Annotated in this window: 10 protein-coding genes and 1 pseudogene; 1 reads left to right on the forward strand and 10 read right to left on the reverse strand. The window is 61.6% G+C overall.

All coding sequences use genetic code 11. The features are described from left to right. Window positions 1-1,653 carry a ShlB/FhaC/HecB family hemolysin secretion/activation protein gene (locus PI990_RS29500; RefSeq protein WP_271659286.1) on the forward strand — a complete coding sequence of 551 codons (1,653 nt, stop codon included), beginning with the start codon at window positions 1-3 and terminating at the stop codon, window positions 1,651-1,653. 282 nt (window positions 1,654-1,935) lie between these two features. Here the strand turns inward: PI990_RS29500 and PI990_RS29505 are convergent, their stop codons facing one another. The 10 genes and pseudogenes from PI990_RS29505 to typA all read right to left on the reverse strand — a co-directional run bounded on the left by PI990_RS29505 (window position 1,936) and on the right by typA (window position 22,079). Beyond that, complete coding sequence (locus PI990_RS29505; RefSeq protein ID WP_271659287.1) at window positions 1,936-2,127, reverse strand: hypothetical protein; 192 nt, start codon at window positions 2,125-2,127, stop codon at window positions 1,936-1,938. A 336-nt stretch (window positions 2,128-2,463) separates the two neighbouring features. Then, window positions 2,464-3,012, reverse strand: coding sequence for a DUF6990 domain-containing protein (locus PI990_RS29510; protein ID WP_271659288.1), 549 nt, complete (start codon window positions 3,010-3,012; stop codon window positions 2,464-2,466). Next, window positions 3,009-3,359, reverse strand: a complete 351-nt coding sequence (locus tag PI990_RS29515; protein ID WP_271659289.1) for a hypothetical protein — start codon at window positions 3,357-3,359, stop codon at window positions 3,009-3,011. The genes PI990_RS29510 and PI990_RS29515 overlap by 4 nt, the downstream gene beginning before the upstream one ends. A 1-nt stretch (window position 3,360) precedes the next feature. After that, a complete protein-coding gene (locus tag PI990_RS29520; protein ID WP_271659290.1) occupies window positions 3,361-3,822 on the reverse strand; it encodes a hypothetical protein in 462 nt (153 codons plus the stop codon). A 6-nt stretch (window positions 3,823-3,828) separates the two neighbouring features. Next, window positions 3,829-4,131 carry a hypothetical protein gene (locus PI990_RS29525; RefSeq protein WP_271659291.1) on the reverse strand — a complete coding sequence of 101 codons (303 nt, stop codon included), beginning with the start codon at window positions 4,129-4,131 and terminating at the stop codon, window positions 3,829-3,831. A 98-nt stretch (window positions 4,132-4,229) separates the two neighbouring features. Then, window positions 4,230-4,343 (reverse strand): annotated as a pseudogene (locus PI990_RS29535) (IS5/IS1182 family transposase); the annotation flags it as partial. A gap of 147 nt (window positions 4,344-4,490) precedes the next feature. Then, window positions 4,491-4,946 carry a DUF7684 family protein gene (locus PI990_RS29540; protein WP_271659292.1) on the reverse strand — a complete coding sequence of 152 codons (456 nt, stop codon included), beginning with the start codon at window positions 4,944-4,946 and terminating at the stop codon, window positions 4,491-4,493. After that, window positions 4,943-18,316 carry a two-partner secretion domain-containing protein gene (locus PI990_RS29545; protein WP_271659293.1) on the reverse strand — a complete coding sequence of 4,458 codons (13,374 nt, stop codon included), beginning with the start codon at window positions 18,314-18,316 and terminating at the stop codon, window positions 4,943-4,945. Before PI990_RS29545 ends, PI990_RS29540 begins: the two co-directional genes overlap by 4 nt. A gap of 26 nt (window positions 18,317-18,342) precedes the next feature. Continuing rightward, on the reverse strand, window positions 18,343-19,992 hold the full coding sequence (locus PI990_RS29550) for a ShlB/FhaC/HecB family hemolysin secretion/activation protein (RefSeq protein ID WP_271661376.1): 1,650 nt from the start codon (window positions 19,990-19,992) through the stop codon (window positions 18,343-18,345). A gap of 269 nt (window positions 19,993-20,261) precedes the next feature. Continuing rightward, complete coding sequence (gene typA, locus PI990_RS29555) at window positions 20,262-22,079, reverse strand: translational GTPase TypA (protein WP_021222131.1); 1,818 nt, start codon at window positions 22,077-22,079, stop codon at window positions 20,262-20,264. Between the last annotated feature and the right edge of the window lies 1 nt (window position 22,080).

A 22,080-nucleotide genomic window follows, 5' to 3' on the forward strand; every position in this document is an offset into this window, starting at 1 on the left:
ATGCGTTCGACTCCCGTGCTGGCCGGCCTTGCCGCCTCGCTGCTCAGCCTGTCCGTCTCCGCCGCCACCGCTCCGGATGCCGGCCAGGTGCAGCAAGGCCTCGACCAGCAGCCCCTGCAACTGAGTCCCCGGCAGTCCCTGCCGATCAACCTCCCGGACACGCCCGCCGACCCGTCGGCCGAGGCCGGTCCGCGCCTGCAGGTCAACGGTTTCACCCTGGAGGGCAATAGCGCACTGGGCAGCGAAGAGCTGCTGGGCCTGCTGGCCGACCTGCCCGGCAAGGAACTCAGCGTCGGCCAGCTGCAGGCGGCCGCCAATCGTATCACCCGGCGTTACCGCGAACAGGGCTACCCCCTGGCGCGTGCCTACCTACCGGCCCAGGAGATCGACGGCGGGGTGGTGAAGATCGTCGTGCTGGAAGGGCGCTACGGCGAGGTCCACGTCGACAACCCGGTAGGCCTGGGTGGCAGCGCGCTGGCGCCGCTGGCCGCGCTGAAAACCGGCGATGCGGTGCAGGGCCAGCCCCTGGAGCGCAGCCTGCTGCTGCTGCAGGACACCCCCGGCGTGGAGGTGAAGTCCACCCTGCGACCCGGTGCCAGCACCGGTACCACCGACCTGCTGGTGGGCCTGCAGAAGGCGCCGCTGGTCACCGGCTCGGTGGACATGGACAACTACGGCAACCGCTTCGTCGGCCAGTACCGCCTCGGCGGCACCCTGAACCTGAACAACCCGCTCAACCTCGGCGACCGCCTCAGCCTGCGGGCCATGGGCAGTGACGAGGACCAGCACTACGGCCGCGTGGCCTACCAGTTGCCGCTCGGCCCCTGGGCCACCCAGTTCGGCGTCGCCTACTCGGACATGGACTACGAGCTGGGCAAGGACTTCGAGGACCTGCGCGCCCACGGCAACGCGCGCATCGCCAGCGTCTACGCTATCCAGCCCCTGGTGCGCTCGCGGGACTTCAGCCTGTTCACCCAGTTGCAGCTCGACGACAAGCGCCTGAAGGACGACATCGACCTGTTCGATGAGAAGAGCGACAAGCACGCCCGCGTCGTGACCCTCACCCTCAACGGCAACAGCCATGACGACCTCCTCGGCGGCGGCATCAACAGCTTCGCCCTCGGCTGGAGCCAGGGCAGCCTGACCCTCGACGGCGCCCAGGCCCGGCGCACCGACGACGCCACCGCCGGCACCCGTGGCCGCTTCAACAAGCTCAACCCCAGCCTGGTGCGCCTGCAGCGCCTCAGCGACCGCTTCAGCCTCTACACCCAGCTCCAGGGCCAGTGGGCAGACGGCAACCTGGACAGCTCCGAGAAACTCTACCTAGGCGGCGCCTACGGCGTTCGCGCCTACCCCCAGGGCGAGGCCTCGGGCGATCAGGGCTGGCTGGCCAACGTCGAGCTGCGCTACGCCCTCACCGAGGCCTGGCAGCTGTCCACCTTCGTCGACCACGGCGAAGTGCGCCTGAACAAGGACGCCTGGACCTCGGACGACAACCACCGCAGCCTCTCCGGCGCCGGTTTCGGTGCCCTGTGGGCGGCCCATGGCTGGCAGGTCAACGCCGTGGCGGCCTGGAAGCTGGGCAACGCCGCAGCCGAGAGCGACGTGGAGCGCACGCCGCGCGTCTGGGCCCAAGTGGTGCGCGCCTTCTGAGTCCGTGCCCCTGCCTGATGGGCAGGGGCCTGGCGGGGTTTGCCGGTGCTACGGGCACAGCCTGGAGACAGGCCGCCCAACAGGTCGCAATCAATGATCCGACTGCTGGCCCGACCGTCGCAGTCACTGCAGCGCCTTCCGAGTGGATCGAGAAAGCCGCCCCTGTTGGGCGCCAGCCTCATCGCACGGTGGTGAGCCGAACCCCACCTCCGGGTGCCTCTTCATCCCCGTCGGTGTCGGCCTCGGTAATGACCCTGACCAGGTTCAAGCGCTCCTTGCGGATCAGCACTCGATACCGACCATCCACTGGGTCTTGTCAGCGTTGCTGCGGTCCAGATCGGCACGACGGACGAGCGGCTCCGTGCATCCCCGAGGCTTGATGTACTCCTCCGCTGCGCGCGCTGCCTCATCGATCGACATGGGGCGACGGTCATCCCGCTGCACGGTGATATAGAAGGGCTTCTGGAACATCACGATGTAGGCATCCAGCGTGTAGCGCTGGCCCGCGATCTCGAGGTGATTTAGGAGTTAGCGTCCATCCAGACAAGAAGTTCCCAGACGAATCACGAATAACGTCCAATCCTGCATTGGGATCAACGCCGGTTGAAAATCGCCCTCAATTCCTACCCGGCCAGCAACAAGGACTACGCCACCACCCGGCCCATACCCCGGATAAGGCCACCGGGACTGTGACTCAGGCAGGCGAGATTTGAGGTGAGCGAGAATATTAAAGTGCGGGTGATGAAGGGTGTTTGGTGATTACGGCGAAGTAAAGAACAGCCCCCCAGTAAAAGCCGGGGGAGGTCTAATTCAGTAGTCCAGTGAAACTAAAAGAGCACGCTCTACCATCTCTAGAGAGATGTATGGAACAAACCCTAACCTATCTCCATGCTCAAAACTGCACTTATAATTTTCAAGTTTCTTTTTATCTCCGGCTATTGCTAAAGCAGCTAAATGCCGCAAGGGCAAAGCGCCCTTCGAGTCTGTTGGCAAAGCTCTGTATGCTGCCAAACCTTGTTCTATATCTTGAGAGACAGCCCAATTTATAGCAGCTTGAGAAAGCCTAACAACATCAGCCGCTGAAAAATTGGCTATTTTTTCAGGGATATCATTACTTACAATGACCGGCTCGTGATCACCTTGTTCACCTAGAATAAAAGCAGTCGCCGCCGTAAAGATTTTTGTAGAAACAGAAGGCATAAATGAAACTCTAAAATGATCTGTTCGCTTCCCTATTGCTGGAATAATCTGAGCCAGCCTCTCATCAATATCCATAAGGCAAAAATAATCTCCAACCTCATCCTTATGACATTGCCAGCCGCAGTCCTTCAGTATGGGCAATATCTCTTTTACTTTCACTGTTTAGCACCTGGAAAATTCATGACTTCAATCGGAATACCATTTGGATAACCCTGCTCTCTAAGTGGCTTACCCGGAGTCAGGTCAAAAGCTTTTGCTACTTCCCCCCTGGGAATTGAGTTTCCATCTCGAATCTGTGGAAATATTTCAGACTGACGAATACTAAGATCGGCATTACCGGTCTTAACCTCAATGTAGCTAGCCGGATTCCGAATGGAACTCTCCCAATCCTCTACAAACTTAGCTTCAACAGCGGTTCGTTTTCCATCAGTAGTCGTTACGTTATCAGCAACACCACTTACTCGTTTTCCGTTTAGGACTGTTGTGTACTGACGATCAGCATACAAATCACGGCTCCAGAGCATTGCCAGTAAAAAACCTGGTATCAATATCCGCTGCCGGCTCAAGCCCGCCGTAGTATTCTTTTATATCAAATCTCTTTGATAGAGCACATGCATACTCCCGCATAGCGGGCATTATGCGACCTATATCAAGCGACGGAATTTCATTAAAAGAAAGCTCAACATCCACTTCGCCCTTATACTTAACCACCCTCAACAAAACCAGAGGAAGGCATACCGTCTCCGAAACCTTGAATTCATGCAATCGTTCCGTAAGGCACACATCCCCCTCATAGGCAAGAAATGCATCGACTAAGCTCTTGTTAATCCCTGCAGGATCAATTCCCCCAAGATCTTCAGAAACAGCTAAGCCGGAGAATTCTTGGGACTCCGTCTCTATTAATTTCAACAACGCATACAAATCGCCTACCGCGACTTGCTGAAAAACAACTTCATAGGACTCAGACATATATGATCAATCAATAAAACCCTTGAAAATTCCATCCATATTCAGCCGAACACCTCGACCATCAGGCAGCCACTTCTCCATAAAGGTAAGTCCTTTATCGGTTGCAACCTCAGCATGCTTATATGCATCCCACAACTGTCCTTTATTGAAAGCTATTCGGATATTTTCTGGTGTTTTAGCGATTGGCCGTACATAAGGCATTCTAGCCTCGGCATTCGTTATTGCGCTGCTGAGGTTTGGATTCTTTGTAGCTGTTGAAACTGCCGCACCAGTTTCTTTTACAGCATCGCCCGCAGCACCAGCAGCCACAAAATCTGGGCGGCCTCGTAAGCACTGCCGCTAGTTATTGGGAGACAAAGGTTACGATGCTGATCATCTACGCCAGTACTATGACCGCTACCGCATGAGGCAATCAAACCATTCAACGGCACCACCTGATCCATCTCGATCAGGAACAGCTCTTTGTGGGTCTGTTTACGCTTGCCGGCGTACTCAGTGTCGGCGAAGGTAATCTGCTTCATCAGTGAATTCGGACAACGGGACCGGTGTATTTCACCAGATTTTGGAAGTATTCTTCAGACTTTCCCTAATTAGGACAGGCCACTTGGTCAGTATTGATCGGTTCACATCTTTCAAACCAACAGTGACTGAAATCAGCCAAGGCCAGCCTACTTCAGGCCATCCTCAGCGACATACTTATTTAAACAGTCTCTTACCTCCTGCCCACCCTCCCCCATGATAGCCAACAGCCCACCAGATTTAGTACCTGGAATACTGGTGCCATAGACAAAATAGCTAACCACATCATCGACAGGCTCATCATCATGATATGTAGTAGTAACCTCTAACTCTTCCTCAGCATGAAAATCCTCACAACGCTTATAGATAACCTTATCAATCTCATCATGCAAAGCCTCTGAAAAAGGACCAGTACAAACAAAGCTTCTAGCACCTCTTTCCAAGAGCATATTAACTAACTTACACAGCATGACACCACCATCCAAGGGTTTACTGTAAGCTGTAATTAAAACCACATACGGCACCCAACCAAACCCTAATCTCTCCTCTAAACATTCGACATCTGTCACGAGTAAAATACGGCCATTTATGCATTTTTCCATCATGACTCAATCTCTCCTCGCTTTATTTTCTCTATATTGTTTTTAAATGTTCTAATTTCTGTCTCCAGATGCTGAACCCTTCTCTGCTGCTGCATTTGAATTACCTCCTTTGGCATATTTTCCATGCCCGGCCTTATAGTTGAATTATCTTTGAAATCTTGGATCTTCTTCTCATGCTTAGCAATTTGCGCCTCAAGGGATCGTATGGATTTTTGCTGCTGAATAGTTAGTTCTTTTATGCCAACTTTTCCAGCGTTTCCTGCTGTATCTTTAGCTAGGGACTCACCAAATTTCTTTTCAAGAGCCTCTGCTGCCTCCTTTCCAATTTTACTAGTTACCTTAGCTGCTACCTTCGCCTTGCCAGAAGCATCAGGGAAGGCCAAATCGATCACCAGCGGCAGATTATCAACTACATTTTCTTTAAGGCTTTCTGGCAAATATATTTCATAGCGCAATTCTTTATCCCTGCGCAACATATACCCAGCAAACGCAACGACATCTTTATCTAAAGCCCGCGCAGCTGATATATCTTTCCCCCCAATAATTCTCAGCGCCTGAAGTGCTACATCTGTATCAACAGTCTTGGGGCAGAGCGGGTCTGATTTGCAACGTTCCTTGGCCTCTTCAATCGCCTCACGAGCATTCTCTTCATGTAGTAAATAATTATACTGAGTCGCATTTTTGGTCACCCATGCCGTATTTTCAGGATCGCCATTGGTTATCCCTGCGGCGAGGATGCCTACCAGTTGTGACGCCATTTGCAGAAGCGCTTCATTACCTTTCACCAAGGCATTGAGGTCTTCGATCAGCGCCTCGTTAGCTCCGGCCGCCAGCGCACCACTTGCAAAGTCACCGCCTATTGCCTCACTGAGCAAACCTCCCACAAGGGCGTGGATGGCGACTTTTCCCGGACTCCCATCAGCCAGAACATCCTTCGTGTGGTCTCCCACTGCATTGAAGGCGGCCGCTGCAATCGTGTTGAACCATGCCGTTTGCAAGGCATCCTTGAACTCCACTTCTCGGCCTAATGCCTTGTTCAACACTGCCGAAGTGCCGGCCTGTAGTACTTGGTTGCCGGCAAAGCGCCCAATACCCTCAAGGCTACTGAGATCGACCGTAACCTTGCCGGTGACCGGGTTGGTTTTAGTCTTCAGCACACCGTCATAGAAGCTCTCAGTCAGGCCCGCTGTTACGCCTGCAACCGCTGCGTTTTTCAGACTGTCGACGCTGAAGGTCTCCTTGAGAGCAGCCCCGAGGTTGCCTTTGTTGTTGACCGTGCTGATCGTTCCCGTTGTAGCTAGACTGGTAGCCGCGCTACCGCCTACGGTGCCCAATGCTTCAATTGCCATGGGTCCAACAACAGCTGCGATAAAGACAGCGATCGCCAACTGCGCGCCAACGCCTAATCCCGAGTGGCTGTACCTGAAGGAGTCATGGATCTCCTTCACCCGCCGCCAGTCAACGTCACCACGCTGTTCAGCGGCTTTTATCCATGCCAGTTGCGGATCAGCACCCACCATGGCGTCAATGGTCTGGCTAACAGTCTTCTGATCGATCTGCTTGATGTCGATCTTCAAGCCATCAGCAGCTTTGATGACGATTTCACCTTGAGCAATAAGCTGGCTTTGCAGCAACGTTTCGTCCGTGTTGCCCTTCCCCTTCATGGAGTTCCAGGCAAGGTCGCTCTTGCTCTTCTCGTGGCTCTCCTGGTGCAGGTCTTTCACCGCTTCGAAGGCGATTTCGCCACCGCTGTCCAGGGTCAGGTCGCCACCGCTTTCCAGGCGTGCACGCTGGTAGAGCTGGTCTCCTTCACTGGCAAGGGTCAGGTCACCTCCGGTGGTGACCTGGCTGCCGATGTTGCGCACGTCGGTAATTTCATCGCGCTTGCTTTTCTTGCTGCCGAAACTGCCCTTTTTCTTTTTGTCGTACAGGCTGTAGTCGCTGTCTTCAGCCGCAAGCAGGCTCAGGTCATTGCCAGCGTAGAGATAGGCTTCGTTGCTCGCCTCAAGGCGGCTGGCTGTCAGGCTCAGGTCGTTGCCAGCAGTCAGCTTGAGGTCACCTCCCGAAACGATCTCGCTCCCCTGCTGCCGGACGCTGTCGCGCTCGATATCCAGTTGCTTGCGCTTGCGTTTGGAGTGGTACTCGTAGTGGCTGTCATTGGCCGCCGAAGTGATGTCGAGGTCGCGCCCTGCCGCCAGTGCAATATCGCCACCGGCTTCGACACGGCTGGCGATCACTGCCAGGTCTCGGCCCGCCTCGACCTTGAGTTTGCCCCCCACGTGCAGGTCGCTGCCGTGCTGGGTAACCGTGGTCTCGCTCCAGCGGGATTTCTTGCCTTGGCCTTGGGCACTGTCGATTTCAGTGGCTGAGCCTATGAGCAGGTCACGGCCCGCCGTCAGACCGGCACTCCCTCCAGCACTGATGACACTGCCGATATTGGCCAGGTCGCGCCCGGCGGTGAGACTCAGGTCGTTGGCTGCCTCGATGCGAGCCGCGCTGTCCATCACGGTGTCTTGCCGTGCGGATGTGCCATGGGTCGTCAGGGTGCCCTGGCTCCGCTCGTTGATGATGTCGCCCGCGACGGCGATGACGCTGATATCGCGCCCCGCGATGATGCCGCCCTGGGCATTGCGGATGCTGTCGGTCGCCAGCAGGTCGAGGCGGCTCCCGGCTTCAACCAGACCACTGTTGAAGATATTGCCGGCGCTGGCGCTTAAGTCGTTGCTGGCGCGCAGGGTGCCCTGGTTGATGAGTTCACCACCGGAAATCAGCGCCACGTCCCGGCCCTGGATCAGCGCACCATTTGGCGCAAGGCGCCCCTTGGCCTGGGCCAGGTAAAGCACCGGCACCAGCACCCTCTCGCCGTTCACTTCATGCTCTTCGAGCCAGACGATGTCGTGTGTCAGCGCCGCAACCTGGGCGGCGCTCAGGCTGACACCCAGACTGAGGTTGAGGGACTGCTTGCTGGCGATGGCGTTGTCCATCAGGTAGCGGAACATCGCTTCATCACTGCCCAGGCCAGCGAGGTAGCGCTGGCCGGTGCGGGCAGTGATGGCTTCACGAACCAGACGCTGTTCGTAGAGGCCGTCGCCCAGGCGCTTCTGGGCCTTGTCGGGGTCATAGCCAAGCAGGCCGAGCAGGTAGTCGGAGCTGAGGAACTGCCGGAGCTGGGTCAGTTCCGGATTGGTTTCGATCAGGTACCGATAGGGTTGGGGTGCGATGCCCGTAGCCGGCAGTTCCTGGACACGCGCGACGCTTTGGGTTCCAACGGGCGTCTGGGGCTGCACCTGAGTCGGCTGGGCTGCCGGGAGCTCGCCCATGACAGGGGGGCGCTGCGCCGGCAGCAGGCCTTCGCCAAGGTCGACACCGGGCGGGTCAATCCGGTCCGGCTGCACGTGTGGGACCATCGCGGGGACGCGGGCTAGCGCATCGCTTTGAGTCCGGCCTGGCCGTGTCTGGTCGATCGCGAGACCGTCACTGCCGACCTGGGCGGCATTTTCGCCAGCGGCCCCGGAAGACAGGTGCTGCCTCAGGTTCAGCTCACGACTACCTGTCTCCGAGGAGCCGTCAAGCTGCACATCGAACCTACCGCCACTGACCTGGAGGTGTTGCTGGCGCTGGGCGACGCTGATGCTGGCGCTTCCCACGGTCCAGCTTTGCTGTCCTTGCTCCGCGACGACCTTCGCATCGGTTGAAGCAGTGGAACTCAGCCGGAACAGGCCATTCTGCCCATTAGGGATGCTGAAGCCGGGCAGCGCGAGCGGATTGACCTGCTTTTGCGCGAGATCAGGCGGGAGTTGCGCATTGATCAGCACGACGTTACCGGCCGCGCTAGCGGCTACGGAGGTATCGGAAACCTTGCTGGCACCACCGGCGTAGGCGACGTTACTGCGGCTGACGCCATTGCCCAGGCTGGTGGACGCCTTGATGGTGACATTGCCACCGGCCTGGATGATGGCGCTGGCGGCCACACCGGTATTGAGACTGGTTTCGGACGAGCTTGCCAGGATGTAGCTGTAGAAGCGGTCGGGTATCTTGTGATCGAAACTGGGGTTGAAGTGCGGGTTCGGAGTACTGGTTACCTGCTCATGCGTACGAAGAATGTATGTTTGTGGCTCACGCCCCCCGGTGGTCCTGGTATATCGATGAACATACCGCGCGTTGTACTTGTTGTAGTCCGCGAGTGCCCCATTGATGAACCCGTAGAACACATGTGAGGGTTCGGTGTCATCGGTTTTGCGGAACGTACGGGAACGAATGATGCTCTCGGTCGCAGCTCCAGTGTTATTGAATAGAGCGGTGTCGATATAAACGTCACCGGAGGCCGAGACAAGGCTGTGCTGGTTATCGAAGCTATCGGAAGAAACCGTGAGGTTTCTGCCAGCCGAGATACTTGAGGCTGCGGAGTCCGATGTGACCGTGCGCTCAATCTCTTCATTCACGAAATAGTCGAGATCAAAGTGCCTGCCTTTGCAGTTGTAGCAATGGAAGGTGATGGAGCCGGCAATCAGCCGCTCTGAAATCGAGAACACATCCTTACGATTAAGGATGCTCGTTACCGCCAATTTCATATCGCGAGCGCTTTCCAACGTCGCCGATATATTCTCCAGCACCGCACTGCGCGCGCCTGAGTCGTTGGCCGCGATGCTCAAGGAGCCCAGGCTGTAGATATCGGCAAAGCGGTTCTTCAGGCTGGTGACATGCAGCGTCATGTCGTCGCCGCTGAATAGCAGGCCGCGCTCGTTCAATAGGGCCGATGTCGTCAGCCGCAGCACCTCACCGCTGCCGAGGGTGCCGTGGTTGTCCAGTTGACCGGCATCGAGCATCAGGCCGCCGGAGGAGGTCAGTACGCCGTGGTTGGCAAGCAGCTTTCCGACCTTGACGTTGGCACTGCCCCCGCTGGTGATGCGGCCGGTCGTGGGCAAGGTCAATTGTCCCGCTGCCAGGTCAAGCGTACCCAAGCTGGTGACGCGGCCGGAACCGCTATAGGTGCCACTGAGACTGAGTACCAGCGCGCCATCGCTGGCAATCAGCCCATCGTTACGCCAATCACTACCGGAGCCGGTGAGGGCCTGGCTCGCCAGCAGTTGACCATTGGCGGTCTGCTGGAAGTTACCGACATTGACCGTCAGACGCCCAGCCTGGATGACGGCACTGTTGGTCCAGCTATCGGCATTGAGGGTCAGGCCACCTTGGGTGACGATGCGACCGCCAGCGTTGCCGACGTTCGGCAGGGATATATCGAAGACACCATCGCCGACGTGTAGCAGGCTGCCGCCTTCATTCAGCAGGCTGCCGGCAGCGAGGCCGAAGTCGAGGTTGGCGCTCTCCAGTTGGCCGTTGCGGTTGTCCAGCAGCCCCCCTACCACCAGTTGCATAGCCCCTGTATTACCGAGGGCACGCAGTTGGCCACCACGGTTGTCCAGGCTTCCCGCGCGCAGGCTCAGAGTACTGTCGCTTTCGAGGATGCCGGCCTGGTTGTCCAGGGCACCGGCCAGGCTGAAGTCGATCCGCTGACCAGCGATCTGGCCCCAGTTGGTCAGGCTGTCGCCTTCGACCCTGAGCAGCCCGGCGGCAAAGAGGCCTCCCTGACGATTATCCAGATGACCGACCGCCAATTGCGCATCGCCAGCCAGAGCCGATAGGTGCCCGCCCTGGTTGAAGAGGCTGCTGGCGGCCAGGGCCAGGCTGCGGCCCTGGACGATGCCGGCCTTGCCTGACGTGCCGGCCCTGTCGGCGTTGCTGCCGTTGTTCAACCAGCCACCCAGGCGGGCGCTCACCCAGCCCTGCAGGCTGGCGAGGGTACCGGCGCGGTTGTCCAGGGTGTCGGCGGTGATGTCCAGGTTGCCGGCCAGGCTGAGCAGACGCCCGCCCTGGTTGCTCAGTTCGCCCGTCACAATGCCCAGGTCACCCTGCGCCTGGAGGCTGCCGTAGGTGTTGGTGAGGCCGGCGGACTCGATGCGTACGCCAGCCTCCCGGCTGTGGATCAGGCCATCCTTGTCGTTCTGTACGGCACCGCTGGTGCTCAGGAGCAGGGCGCCATTCGCGGCCAGGGTTCCACGGCTGCTGTTGTCCAGACTGCCGCCCAGCAGGGTCAGCAGGCTCCGGCTGACAATCTGGCCGCCTTGGTTATCGACGCGACTCGCGCCCTGGAGGAGGAGCGCTCCGGTGCTGGCCAAGGTGCCCTCGGCATTGCCGAAGGAGCCGAGCAGGTGGAGAGTCACCCGATCACCACCGGTCAGGCTGCCGCGCTGGTTGTCGATGCTGTATGCAGTGAGGTCGAGCCGCCCTTGGGCATGTAGGCTGCCCGCGGCATTGTTCAGATGGGCAGTGCGCAGTTCGAGCCCTGCGCCGCTATCGATAGAGCCACCGGCACGGTTGTCGATCGATTCGGCGATCTCAAGGCGTTGCCCAACCCCGCTGGATAGGATGCCCCGGTCGCTGTTGTCGAGTTTCGTAGCCTTGAGGCTTAGCCGTCCCTGGCTGACCAGGGCGCCTTCCACGCTGTTGTGCAGGGTGCCGGCCAAGATGACAGAAAGGTCGCCATCCCGACTGGACAGGGTGCCTTGATGGCGATTGTCCAGACTCTGGCCACGGACACTGAGCCCCTGCCAGCCGGAAAGCAGGCCGCCCTGGTTGATGAGCGTCGTTCCCGCCAGGCCCAGCTGCCCACGGGTGATCAGCTTGCCAGCAGTATTGTCGAGGTGACGCAGATCGAGCGCGAAGCTTTGGTGGCTGCTGATTTCGCCGCCCTGGTTGGCAAGGTCGCGTAGGCGCTCGAAGCTAAGGGGGCCGCGCGCAAGAATCAGGCCGCCCTGGTTGTCCAGATCGCCACCGTAGAGGTCCAGGCGTAACCCGCGACTGCCGATCAGACGCCCCTGGTGCTGGATCAACTGGCTGAGCCCAAGGTCCATGTCGCCCTGGGCAGATACTTCGCCGTCATGGCTCGAGTCGAGTGTGGAGGCCCGCAGGACCAGGCCGCCCTGGCTGTTGATAAGACCGCCATCGCGGTTGTCGATGTCCTGCCCATGCAGTTCGAGTGAGCTCCCGGCCAGCAGGCTCCCGCCTCGGTTGTCCAGATCCGAGGTTTCGACGCTGAGCTCCCGGGCCGCGCTGATCAGCCCGTGCTCGCCGTTGGCCAGCGCCTCGCCGACATGAAGCCGCGTGTCACTGCGGCTGGTCAGGGTGCCACCGGTGTTGTCCAGGCGGGAGGTGCGCAGGTCGACGCGCGAGCCGGCGATCAGTCCCTTGAGGTTGGCCAAGGCCCGCTCGATGCGAAGCGTCAGGGCCATGGCACTGAGCAGCTTGCCATCGTGGTTGTCGAAGCGGCGCGCCACCAGGATGAAGGCCTGCTGGCTGGAAATCTCTCCCCCCTGGTTACTGACATCGCCAAGGTTCTTCAGCAGCAGTTGCCCCGGGGCGTTGATGAGACCTTCGCGGTTATCGAGGTCGCCACCGTTGAGGTCAAGGCTGAGCCGAGCGTTGCTGAACAGTTGGCCGCCTTGCTGCTCCAGGCGCGTGACGCTGGCCTCCAGCGCCTCGCCACTGCCGATACGACCCGCGTTGTTGATAAGGGGGCCAGCGTCGAGTTGCAGAGTGCTGGCGCTGGTCAGGCGGCCCTGGCTGTTGTCGAGGGTGCCGGTGGCCACCTGGACGGGACCTTTGGCGGACAGGACGCCCCGACGGTTCTCCAGATGGGCACCGGTCAGCGACAAGGCAGCGTCGCTGATGAGTTGGCCCTCATCGTTGTTCAGACCCGCCTGACTGCTGATAACGAAGGCACCTCCACTGGAGAGGCTGCCTGCGTGGTTGTCGAGATAACCGACGTCGAGGTCCAGCCGACCTTCGGCACTGATCAGACCCTGGCCGTTGGCCAGGGTATCGTCGACACTGATCGCTACCGCCCGCTGGCTGACCAGGCGACCGCCCTGGTTGTCCAGTCGGGAGCCGCGAAGGCCAATTCCATCGGTTCCGGCGATGAGGCCCCGTGCCTGGTTGATCAGATGCTGGACGACCAGGTCGAGCCGGGAGCCGGAGAGCAGGCGCCCGCCTTCGCTGTTGTCGAGCGCTCGGGCAGCGAGGATAACGCCACCCTGACTGGATATCTCACCCACCCGGTTGTCGATCTCGTCGACCTCCAGGCTCAGCCCTTGAGTAGCCCCAATCAACCCGTCGGCGCGGTTGTCGAGGCGCTGGCCGGACAGCATCAGCGTCCCAAGGGCGACCAGTTGGCCACCCCGCTGGTCGAGGGTTCCGATCTTCGCCCGGACGTCCGCCTGGCTGGCAACTTCACCTGCGCGGTTGTCCAGTGTGGCGGCGGCGAGGGCCAGATTGCCTCTCGCCAGGATGCTGCCGCCCTGGTTATCGAGGTGGCCGGCGGTATCCAGTGCGAGTCGATCTCGACTGCTGATCAGGCCACTTCGACTGTCGAGCCGGCCGGCTCGCAGCTCCAGGCCGTTGGCCAGGATGGAGCCCCTGACGTTGTCCAGGGCCTGGGTGATGCGCAGGACCAGTGACTGCTGGCTGAGCAGCTTGCCAGCTTCGTTGTCCAGGCGCTCAGCGGCCAGGGTGAAGTGCTGCTGGCTCGAGATTTCACCACCACGGTTGCTGACCTGCCCCAGGTTTTGCAGGAGCAGTTGACCGGGGCTGTTGATCAGGCCGCCCTGGTCGTTGTTCAGCAGCCCGTACTGCAGGTCGAGGCGTAGGTCGCCATCGCTGAACAGCTCGCCATCGTCGTGCTGGTCCAGGCCGGAAACCCTGGCAATGAGCGGGCCGCCGCTGGCGATTCGCCCCTGGCTGCTGTTGTCGACCTGCCCCGCCTCCAGTTCCAGAGTACCGGCGGCTGCCAACCGTCCACCCTGGCTATTGCCGAAGGTGCCCGTGGTGAGCCGCGCATCCCCTCGAGCGCTGATATCACCGGCCAGCCCGTTGTCCAGGCTTGCGCTCGAGAGTTGAAGGGAGCCATCACTGACGATGAGGCCGCTCTGGTTATCCAGCCGGCCGGCACTGGAGGCGGCAAGGCGGCCGCCACTTGAAAGGGTGCCCTCCTGGTTGTCAATGCGATTGGCGCTGACGTCCAGGCCTAGGTCGCCGCTGATCACACCCTGTTGATTGGACAGGACGCCGTCCAGTTCGCCCTCAGCGGTGGCGAGGGTGACGAGGAGCGCCCCCGCACTGGAAAGCGTGCCACCCCTGTTGTCCAACTGCTGGCTTTCGAGAGTGGTCGCGTGACGACCGAAGATCAGGCCCTTGCCCTGGTTGATCACGCGGTCCACGGCGAGGAGCAGGCGCTTGCCAGAAAGTACCTTGCCACTGCCGTTATCCAGCCGCTGGCTGGACAGGCTCACGCCAGCCTGGCTGGAAAGTTCGCCGCCCCGGTTGTCGATATCCTTGATCTCGAGCATCAATCCCGCTGTGCTGCCCACCAGGCCACCCTGGCGGTTGTCCAGGGACTGGGCGACGAGGCCCAGCCGCCCCTGCGCGACCAGTGCCCCTCCCTGCTGCGCCAGCGTGCCGACAGCAGCATGCAGATCGCCCTGGCTGGCGATGCGCCCCCTGGCATTCCGTACCTCTTCCGCCTCAAGGGACAAGACGCCGGCCGAGATGATGCGACCGCCCTGGTTGTCGAGGTGCTGCCCCTGGTAGGCAAGATCCGCCTTGCTGGTGATCTGGCCCTGGTGGCTGTTGTCCAACCGCTCCAGCCTGAACACCAGCGGGCCATCGGCGGCCAGGGTGCCGCCACGGTTGTCCAGGCGCTTGCCATCCAACGCGACCCGCTGACCGCTGACCGTTCCACCACGGTTGTCCAGCGCATCGCCAACGCTCAACGCAAGGCCGCCTTCACCGAGGATCTCGCCGTTCTGGTTGTCGAGGTTGCCGGCCCGCAGCCGGACGAGGCCGCCGCCGGAGATTTCACCCTCACGGTTGTGAGCCTGGCCGCTCACGGCCAGTGACAGTTCGCCGCGGCTGGAGAGCAGGCCCGCGCGGTTGTCCAGGGCTGCGCTTTGCACGTCGAGGGTGCTGGCGGCGATCTGCCCCTTGAGGTTCTGCAGGGCACGCTCGATTCGCAACGACAGCGCCTGGGCGCCGAGCAGCTTGCCACCGGAATTGTCGAGGCTGCGCGCAACCAGGGTGAAGGCGGTGTGGCTGGAAATTTCGCCGCCCCGGTTGCTGACATCGACCAGGTTCTTCAGCAGCAACTGACCCGGGGCGTGGATCAGACCAGAGCTGTTCTGCAGGTAGCCGCCGTTGAGGTCCAGGCTGAGTTCGCGACCACTGTAGAGCTGGCCGCCGCCGGCCTGGTCGAGGCCACTTATGCTGGCGACGAGCGCGCCGCTGCTGAAAATGCGCCCACCGGCGGTGTTGTTCACATGCTGGGCGCCGAGGTCGAGCTGACCCTTGCTGGTGATCCGGCCACCGCCCTGGTTGTCGAGCGAACCTGTCGAAAGGCCGAGCGTACCCTGGGCCCCTATCTGCCCCGCCTGACTGTTATCCAGGCCGCCCGTCGTCAAGCGCAGGTGCTTGTCGACAAGCAATTGGCCGCCGCGATTGTCGAAAGCGCCACTGCTGCTGATCGACGCATCGGCTGCACTGGCCAGGACACCGCCTTGGTTGACTACCGCGGATGCCCGGAGCAGAAGTCGACCATCCGTCATCAGCACGCCCCGGGAATTGTCGAACCTGCCGGCGTGCTCACCAGCGGTGCGGTCGTTCATGAGAAGCGACAGGCCCTGCCGCGCATAGAGGCGCCCGGCCGTGTTGACGAGCTGCCTGGCTTCCAGACGCGTGCTGCCCAGGCTCGACAGGAGCCCCTTCAGGCTGTTGTCGAGTCGGTCGAAGAACAGATGCAGATCATCCCCGACCACCACCTGACCACCCTCACGGTTGTCCAGGGAAGTGCCGGACAGGCTCGCCTTGCCGCGGCTGGACAGGGTCCCGCCACGGTTGTCGAGCTGTGCAGCCACAATGGACATGGCCTGGTTCGATGTCGCCCGACCGCCCTGGGCGTTGTCGAGACCGCTCGTGCTCAAGCCGAGCCCACCCACGCTGGCGATACGCCCTTCCCTGTTGTCCACTGCCCCCGTGCTGTCGATCGCGACATGGGTATCGCCAAGAACAGCGCCCTTGCGGTTGTTCAATGAACCCACCTGCAGTCGGCCATCAGTGGCCAGAATCTCGCCACGCTGGTTGTCCAACTCACCAGCAACCCAGAGCTCGAGTCCGTCCTGGGCATCGAGAATGCCGCTCTGGTTGTTCAGATGTGCCGCAGACAGTTCAAGCGTCCTGGCGGCGATCCGGCCCCGGAGGCTGGCCAGCACCTGGCCGACCAGCAGCGTCAGCGACTGCTCGCTGAGCAGTTTGCCGTCCGTGTTGTCCAGGCTCCGAGCAACCAGCTCGAAAGACTGGGCGCTGGCGATCTCGCCCCCCTGGTTGCCGACCTCCCCCAGGTTGCGCAACAGGAGGTGCCCCGGCGAGCGGATCAGGCCACCGCTGTTCTGCAGATGGCCACCGTTCAAGTCGAGACTGAGATCGCCACCGCTGTGGAGCTGGCCGCCGCCTCGCTGGTCGAGACGGCCAACGCTGGCATCGAGCACGCCATCGCTGGCGAGGCGACCGGCGTTGCGGTTATCGACATGCCCCGCCGTCAGGCCGAGGGAGGCGCGGGCAGTCAACTGGCCGCCCTGTCGATTGCTCAGGGTTCCGGCAGCGACCTTGGCGTTACCCTCGGCACGTATCTGGCCGGCACTGTTATCGAGCGTTCCGGCCACCCGCATCTCTAGGCCACCTTGACTGGCGAGCTGCCCCCGCAGGCTGTTATCCAGGGTCTCTGCCTTGAGTCGCAGTTGCTGCCCGGCGCCCAGCGTGCCTCCCTGGTTCTGCAACGCGCCGTCGACCGACACATTGAGCACCTGCTTCGCCAGTACCTTGCCCGCCTGGTTGTCAACGGCCCCGGCCCGAAGATCGACACGCGTTCCGCCGGAAAGCTCACCCGAGCGGTTGTCCAGTTGCCCGAGCCGAGCATCCAGCCGGCCATCGCTGGCCATCAGACCGGACTGTCGGTTATCGAGTGTCCGTGCCTTGACCGCCAACTCGCCCTGGGAAAGCACACGGCCCCGGCGGTTATCGAGGCGGTCGGCGTAAACCCAGGCGTTGCCCTGCGCACTGAGGGTCCCGCCCTGGTTATCCAAGGCCTCGGTTACATGAAGCTCCAGGTTGCGGTCCGCCACCAGGCTGCCGCTGTTGCGCACTTCCCGTGCCCGCACCTCGACATCACGCTGGCCGTTACGTCGACTGTCCGGGCTGACACCCGCCTCGACAACGCCCTCGTTGAGGAGACGGCCGCCGCTGCTCAGGCGTACATCGTGATTGGCCGCCAGATTCTGGCGCAGGCTTATGTCGCCTTGCGTCTCTAGCAGCGCACGCCCTCCGGCATAAACAGCGCCCTGGATTTCTGCGGCCTCGGCCCTGATCTGCAGGTCACCAGCGGCGGAAGCCTGGGAGAGGGTCAACTTGCCGTTGGCGTCGATCTGGATGTCGCCGCCGCTTGCGGCCATGTCGCCGGCCAGTTTGACGCCGACGCCCTGTTCGGTGCCGACGAGGCGGATAGCGCCGGCGTACATGCCGCCCAGGGCGCTGCTGTCGATGGCCAGTTGGGGTTTGTCGGTGCCGTCGTCGGCCTTGGCGGTGTCGGCGAGGGTGGCGGCGTCGACGTCGTTGCGGCCGGTGACCAAGGCCAGTTGCCGGGCGTGCAGTTCGGCGTTGATCTGGGCGCTGCGGGTGATCAGTTCGAACTGGTCGACGTTGCTGGCGTTGAGCCCCTGCCCTTCGATGCGGATCTGTCCGCCGTCGACGTCGTAGCGCTTGAGGGCGCCGTTCTCGACCACGGGGGCGCCGGTGCTGAGGGTGGCACGCGGGGTGTTGATGAAGCCGCAGCCGTCGCAGGTGATGCCGTGGGGGTTGGCGACGATGACGTGGGCGCCCTGCCCGGCCACTTCGGAGTAGCCCTTGAGCTGGCTGGGGTTGGTGCCCGTGACTTCGTTGAGGATGACGCCGGCGGCGCGCCCGTTGAGGTTGGGGTTGCCGAGGATGTAGCCCCCCAACTGGGTCGACTGAGTCTTACCTGTCGCGTTGTTGAGGATCAGCCCCTGTTCGCCGACGTTGTAGTCGCTGAATGTGTTGTGCGACAGGCCGTTGCCGTTGGGCGTGGCGATGTTGACCACGGGTACGCCGTTGGCGGCGGCGCCGATGCTGGTATTGCCGCCGGCGGCGGCATCCACGGCCAGGTCAGCGGCGGTGGAGACGATGGGGTTGAGGAACATCACGCCGACGAGCACGGTGGCGATGTTCTGGAAGAAGGGGCTGCGAACGTCCATGAGGTGAGGCTCCGGGTGACGCGAAATCAGTAGAACAGGTCGAGGCGGGCGTAGATCGGGTGCTCCTGCCGTTCGATGACGTCAGGGCGCTCCAGGGACCGTGCGAAGGTGAGCGAGACGGCCAGGTTCGGGCCGCGGGCGCTGAATTCGAAGGCGTTGCCGCTCAGGCGGCCATGGGCGCGGGCGTTGTTGCGGTCGCCCTGGATCTGGCCCAGGTCGTAGGCGCAGGCGAGGCCGTACTGGCCCACGAAGGGCTGCAACGGGGCCCAGCCCACCGGGCGGGTCCAGCGCAGTTGGTTGCGCCAGTAGCCGCCGCTGTTGCCGGACAGGGATTGCTCCTTGAAGCCGCGCACCGAGCTGGGGCCGCCGATGCTGATGCGCTGCGGGCTGTTGAGTTCGTCTTCGCTGCGCTGGTAGTTGATGAGGCTGTCGACGCTGAGGTTTTCCCCGAGCAACTGGAAAGGCTGCAGGTAGCTGGCGGTAAGGCTGTACTTGTCGTAGCGGGCGTTGGTGCCGCTCTTTCCGTCGATGCGGCTGTTCTTGGCGTCCAGGGCGCCGATGCCCTGCTGCCAGCCGAGGTCGAGGTTGAGGAAGGCGCCGCCGAGCCGGCGGCCGTGGTTGAAGCCCAACTGGCTTTCGGTGATGCGCGGGCTGGAGCTGCCCAGCAGGACGTTTTCGAGGTAGTTGCGGGTTTCCAGGCGCGCCAGGCCCAGGCTCAGGCCGGTCTTGCTGACGCCGTCGCGTTGCAGGACGCGGTCGGCGCGCAGTTGGTGGGTTTTGCTTTCGCCGTCGGAAACGAAGGGGAATCCGCTGTTCTCGTTGCGGGTGCGGTAGTAGCTCTGGCTGTAGGCGTAGCTGAAGCTCCACCAGCCATACGGCAGGTTGTAGGAGAAGCTCTGGTTGGCGGAGTGGCGCCAGCGGTCGCTGACGGCGTCGCCGCCGGCGCGCAGGCTGAGCTGGTCGGCCAGGCCCAGGGGGCTGTCCCATTCCAGGCTGGCGCCCCACTGCTGTTCACCGGTGCTGCGCTGGCCGTCGTTGTGGCGGTTGAAACCGACCCGCCAGGGCTTGCCGCGCTCGCCCTTGAGCTGGACGCGGCTGCCGCCCACTTCGCTACCGGGCACCAGTTCCAGTTCGGCGGGGCGCGAGGGCAGGCGGTTGATCTGCTCAACCAGTTGCTCCAGCTCCCGCAGGTTCAGCGGCTCGCCGGTCTGCGCCGGGGAGGCCAGGGCCAGTTCGCGGTCGCTGGCGATCGCCGAGCCTTCCACGCCCTCCAGGCGGCCTTCGACGACGATGACGTCCAGCTCGCCGTCGGCCAGGTCCTGCTGCGGCAGGTAGGCGCGGGAGGTGACGTAGCCCCGGTCGATGTAGTGCTGGGTGATTACCTTGAGCAGGTCGTTGAGGCGCCCGCTGTCCAGGCATTGATGTTCGAAGGGCTTGAGCAGTTCACGCTGGCGCACCTCGCTGATCAGGTGCACGCCCTGCAGGCGGATGCGCCGGATGTCGAAGCACGGGCCCTGTCCCTGGGGCTGGCTGGGTGCCACGGGCTCGACGCGACCGGGCAGTTGCTGCAGCTCCTGCAGGCGCTTGCGCTGCTCTTCCAGCAACCGCTCCTGGCGGTCACGGATCAGGTCGCGATCCCCTGGAAGCGGCTCGGCAGCCTGCAGTGCCAGGGGCATCGAAAGTAGCGGTGAAAACAGCGCGAGAAAGGTCGAAAGACGCACGGCGAGCAGTCCTTGCAAGGGCCTGGCGAAACAGGCGCCCATGAGAGCAACTCGACAAAGACCGGCCTATCGGCCCTGGCCTGATGAGGCCTGGGGAAATTTCTCAAGCGAAGGAACGATGCCGTGGCTCACTTGTAGGCCCACCGGGCAGGGGCAGCCGAACACCCAACAAAAAGCCCCCGCCGGATCACTCCGACGGGGGCTCTTCAGTTACTGATCGAAGATCAGACCTTGGCGCGCTCGTAGCGCTTGCGGTCGTTCTCGTTCAGCATTTTCTTGCGCAGGCGAATGGACTTCGGAGTCACTTCCACCAGCTCGTCGTCGGCGATGAATTCCAGCGCCTGCTCCAGGGTGAAGCGGATCGGCGGAACCAGGGCGATGACTTCGTCTTTGCCCGATGCGCGCATGTTGTCGAGCTTCTTGCCCTTGGTGGGGTTGATCACCAGGTCGTTGTCACGGCTGTTGATGCCGGCCAGCTGGCCTTCGTAGATCTCGTCGCCTGGGCCGAGGAACAGCTTACCGCGGCTTTGCAGGGTTTCCAGCGAGTAGGTCAGGGCGGTGCCGGTGGCCATGGAGACCAGTACGCCGTTCTGACGGTTGCTGACTTCGCCGGCCTTGATCGGGCCGTAGTGGCTGAAGGTCGAGGTCAGGATGCCGGTACCCGAGGTCAGGGTCAGGAAGTTGTTACGGAAGCCGATCAGGCCACGCGCCGGGATGGTGTATTCCAGGCGTACACGGCCCTTGCCGTCGGGGATCATGTTGGTCAGATCGCCCTTGCGCAGGCCCATCTGCTCCATCACCGAGCCCTGGTGCTGCTCTTCGATGTCGATGGTGACGTTCTCGTAGGGCTCCTGCTTGTCGCCGTCCTTCTCGATGATGACCACTTCCGGACGGCCTACGGCCATCTCGAAGCCTTCGCGGCGCATGGTTTCGATCAGTACGGAGAGGTGCAGTTCACCACGGCCGGAGACCTTGAACTTCTCGGCGGATTCGCCCGCTTCAACGCGTAGGGCGACGTTGTGCAGCAGTTCTTTTTCCAGACGGTCCTTGATGTTGCGGCTGGTGACGAACTTGCCTTCCTTACCGGCGAAGGGCGAGTCGTTGACCTGGAAGGTCATGCTCACGGTCGGCTGGTCGACGGTCAGGGGCGGACGGGCTTCGACGTTCTGCGGGTCGCACAGGGTGTCGGAGATGAACAGCTCTTCCATGCCGCTGACGCAGACGATGTCGCCGGCTTCGGCTTCAGCGACTTCGACGCGCTGCAGGCCGGAGTGGCCCATGATCTTCAGGACGCGGCCGTTGCGCTTGGTGCCGTCGTCGCTGATGGCGACCACCGGGGTGTTGGACTTGATCTTGCCGCGGGCGATGCGGCCGATGCCGATCACGCCGAGGAAGCTGTTGTAGTCCAGCTGGGAGATCTGCATCTGGAACGGGCCGTCGACGTCGACGTCCGGAACCGGAACGTGGTCGATGATCGCCTGGAACAGCGCGTCCATGTTGTCGTCCATCTTCTCGTGGTCGAGGCCGGCGATGCCGTTCAGGGCGCTGGCGTAGACGATCGGGAAGTCGAGCTGCTCGTCGGTGGCACCGAGGTTGTCGAACAGGTCGAAGATCTGGTCGATGACCCAGTCAGGGCGCGCGCCCGGACGGTCGATCTTGTTGACCACGACGATCGGACGCAGGCCGGCCTTGAACGCCTTCTGGGTCACGAAGCGGGTCTGCGGCATGGGGCCGTCCTGGGCGTCGACCACCAGCAGCACGGAGTCGACCATCGACATCACGCGCTCGACCTCACCGCCGAAGTCGGCGTGGCCGGGGGTGTCGACGATGTTGATGTTGTAGCCGTTCCACTTGATGGCGGTGTTCTTCGCCAGAATGGTAATGCCGCGCTCTTTTTCCTGGTCGTTGGAGTCCATCACGCGCTCGCTTTCCGCTTCTTTGCGGTCGAGGGTGCCGGACAGCTTCAGGAGCTTGTCGACGAGGGTGGTTTTGCCATGGTCGACGTGGGCGATGATGGCGATGTTGCGTAGTTTTTCGATCACT

Source organism: Pseudomonas sp. TUM22785 (assembly GCF_028198105.1).
Taxonomy (GTDB): domain Bacteria; phylum Pseudomonadota; class Gammaproteobacteria; order Pseudomonadales; family Pseudomonadaceae; genus Metapseudomonas; species Metapseudomonas solani.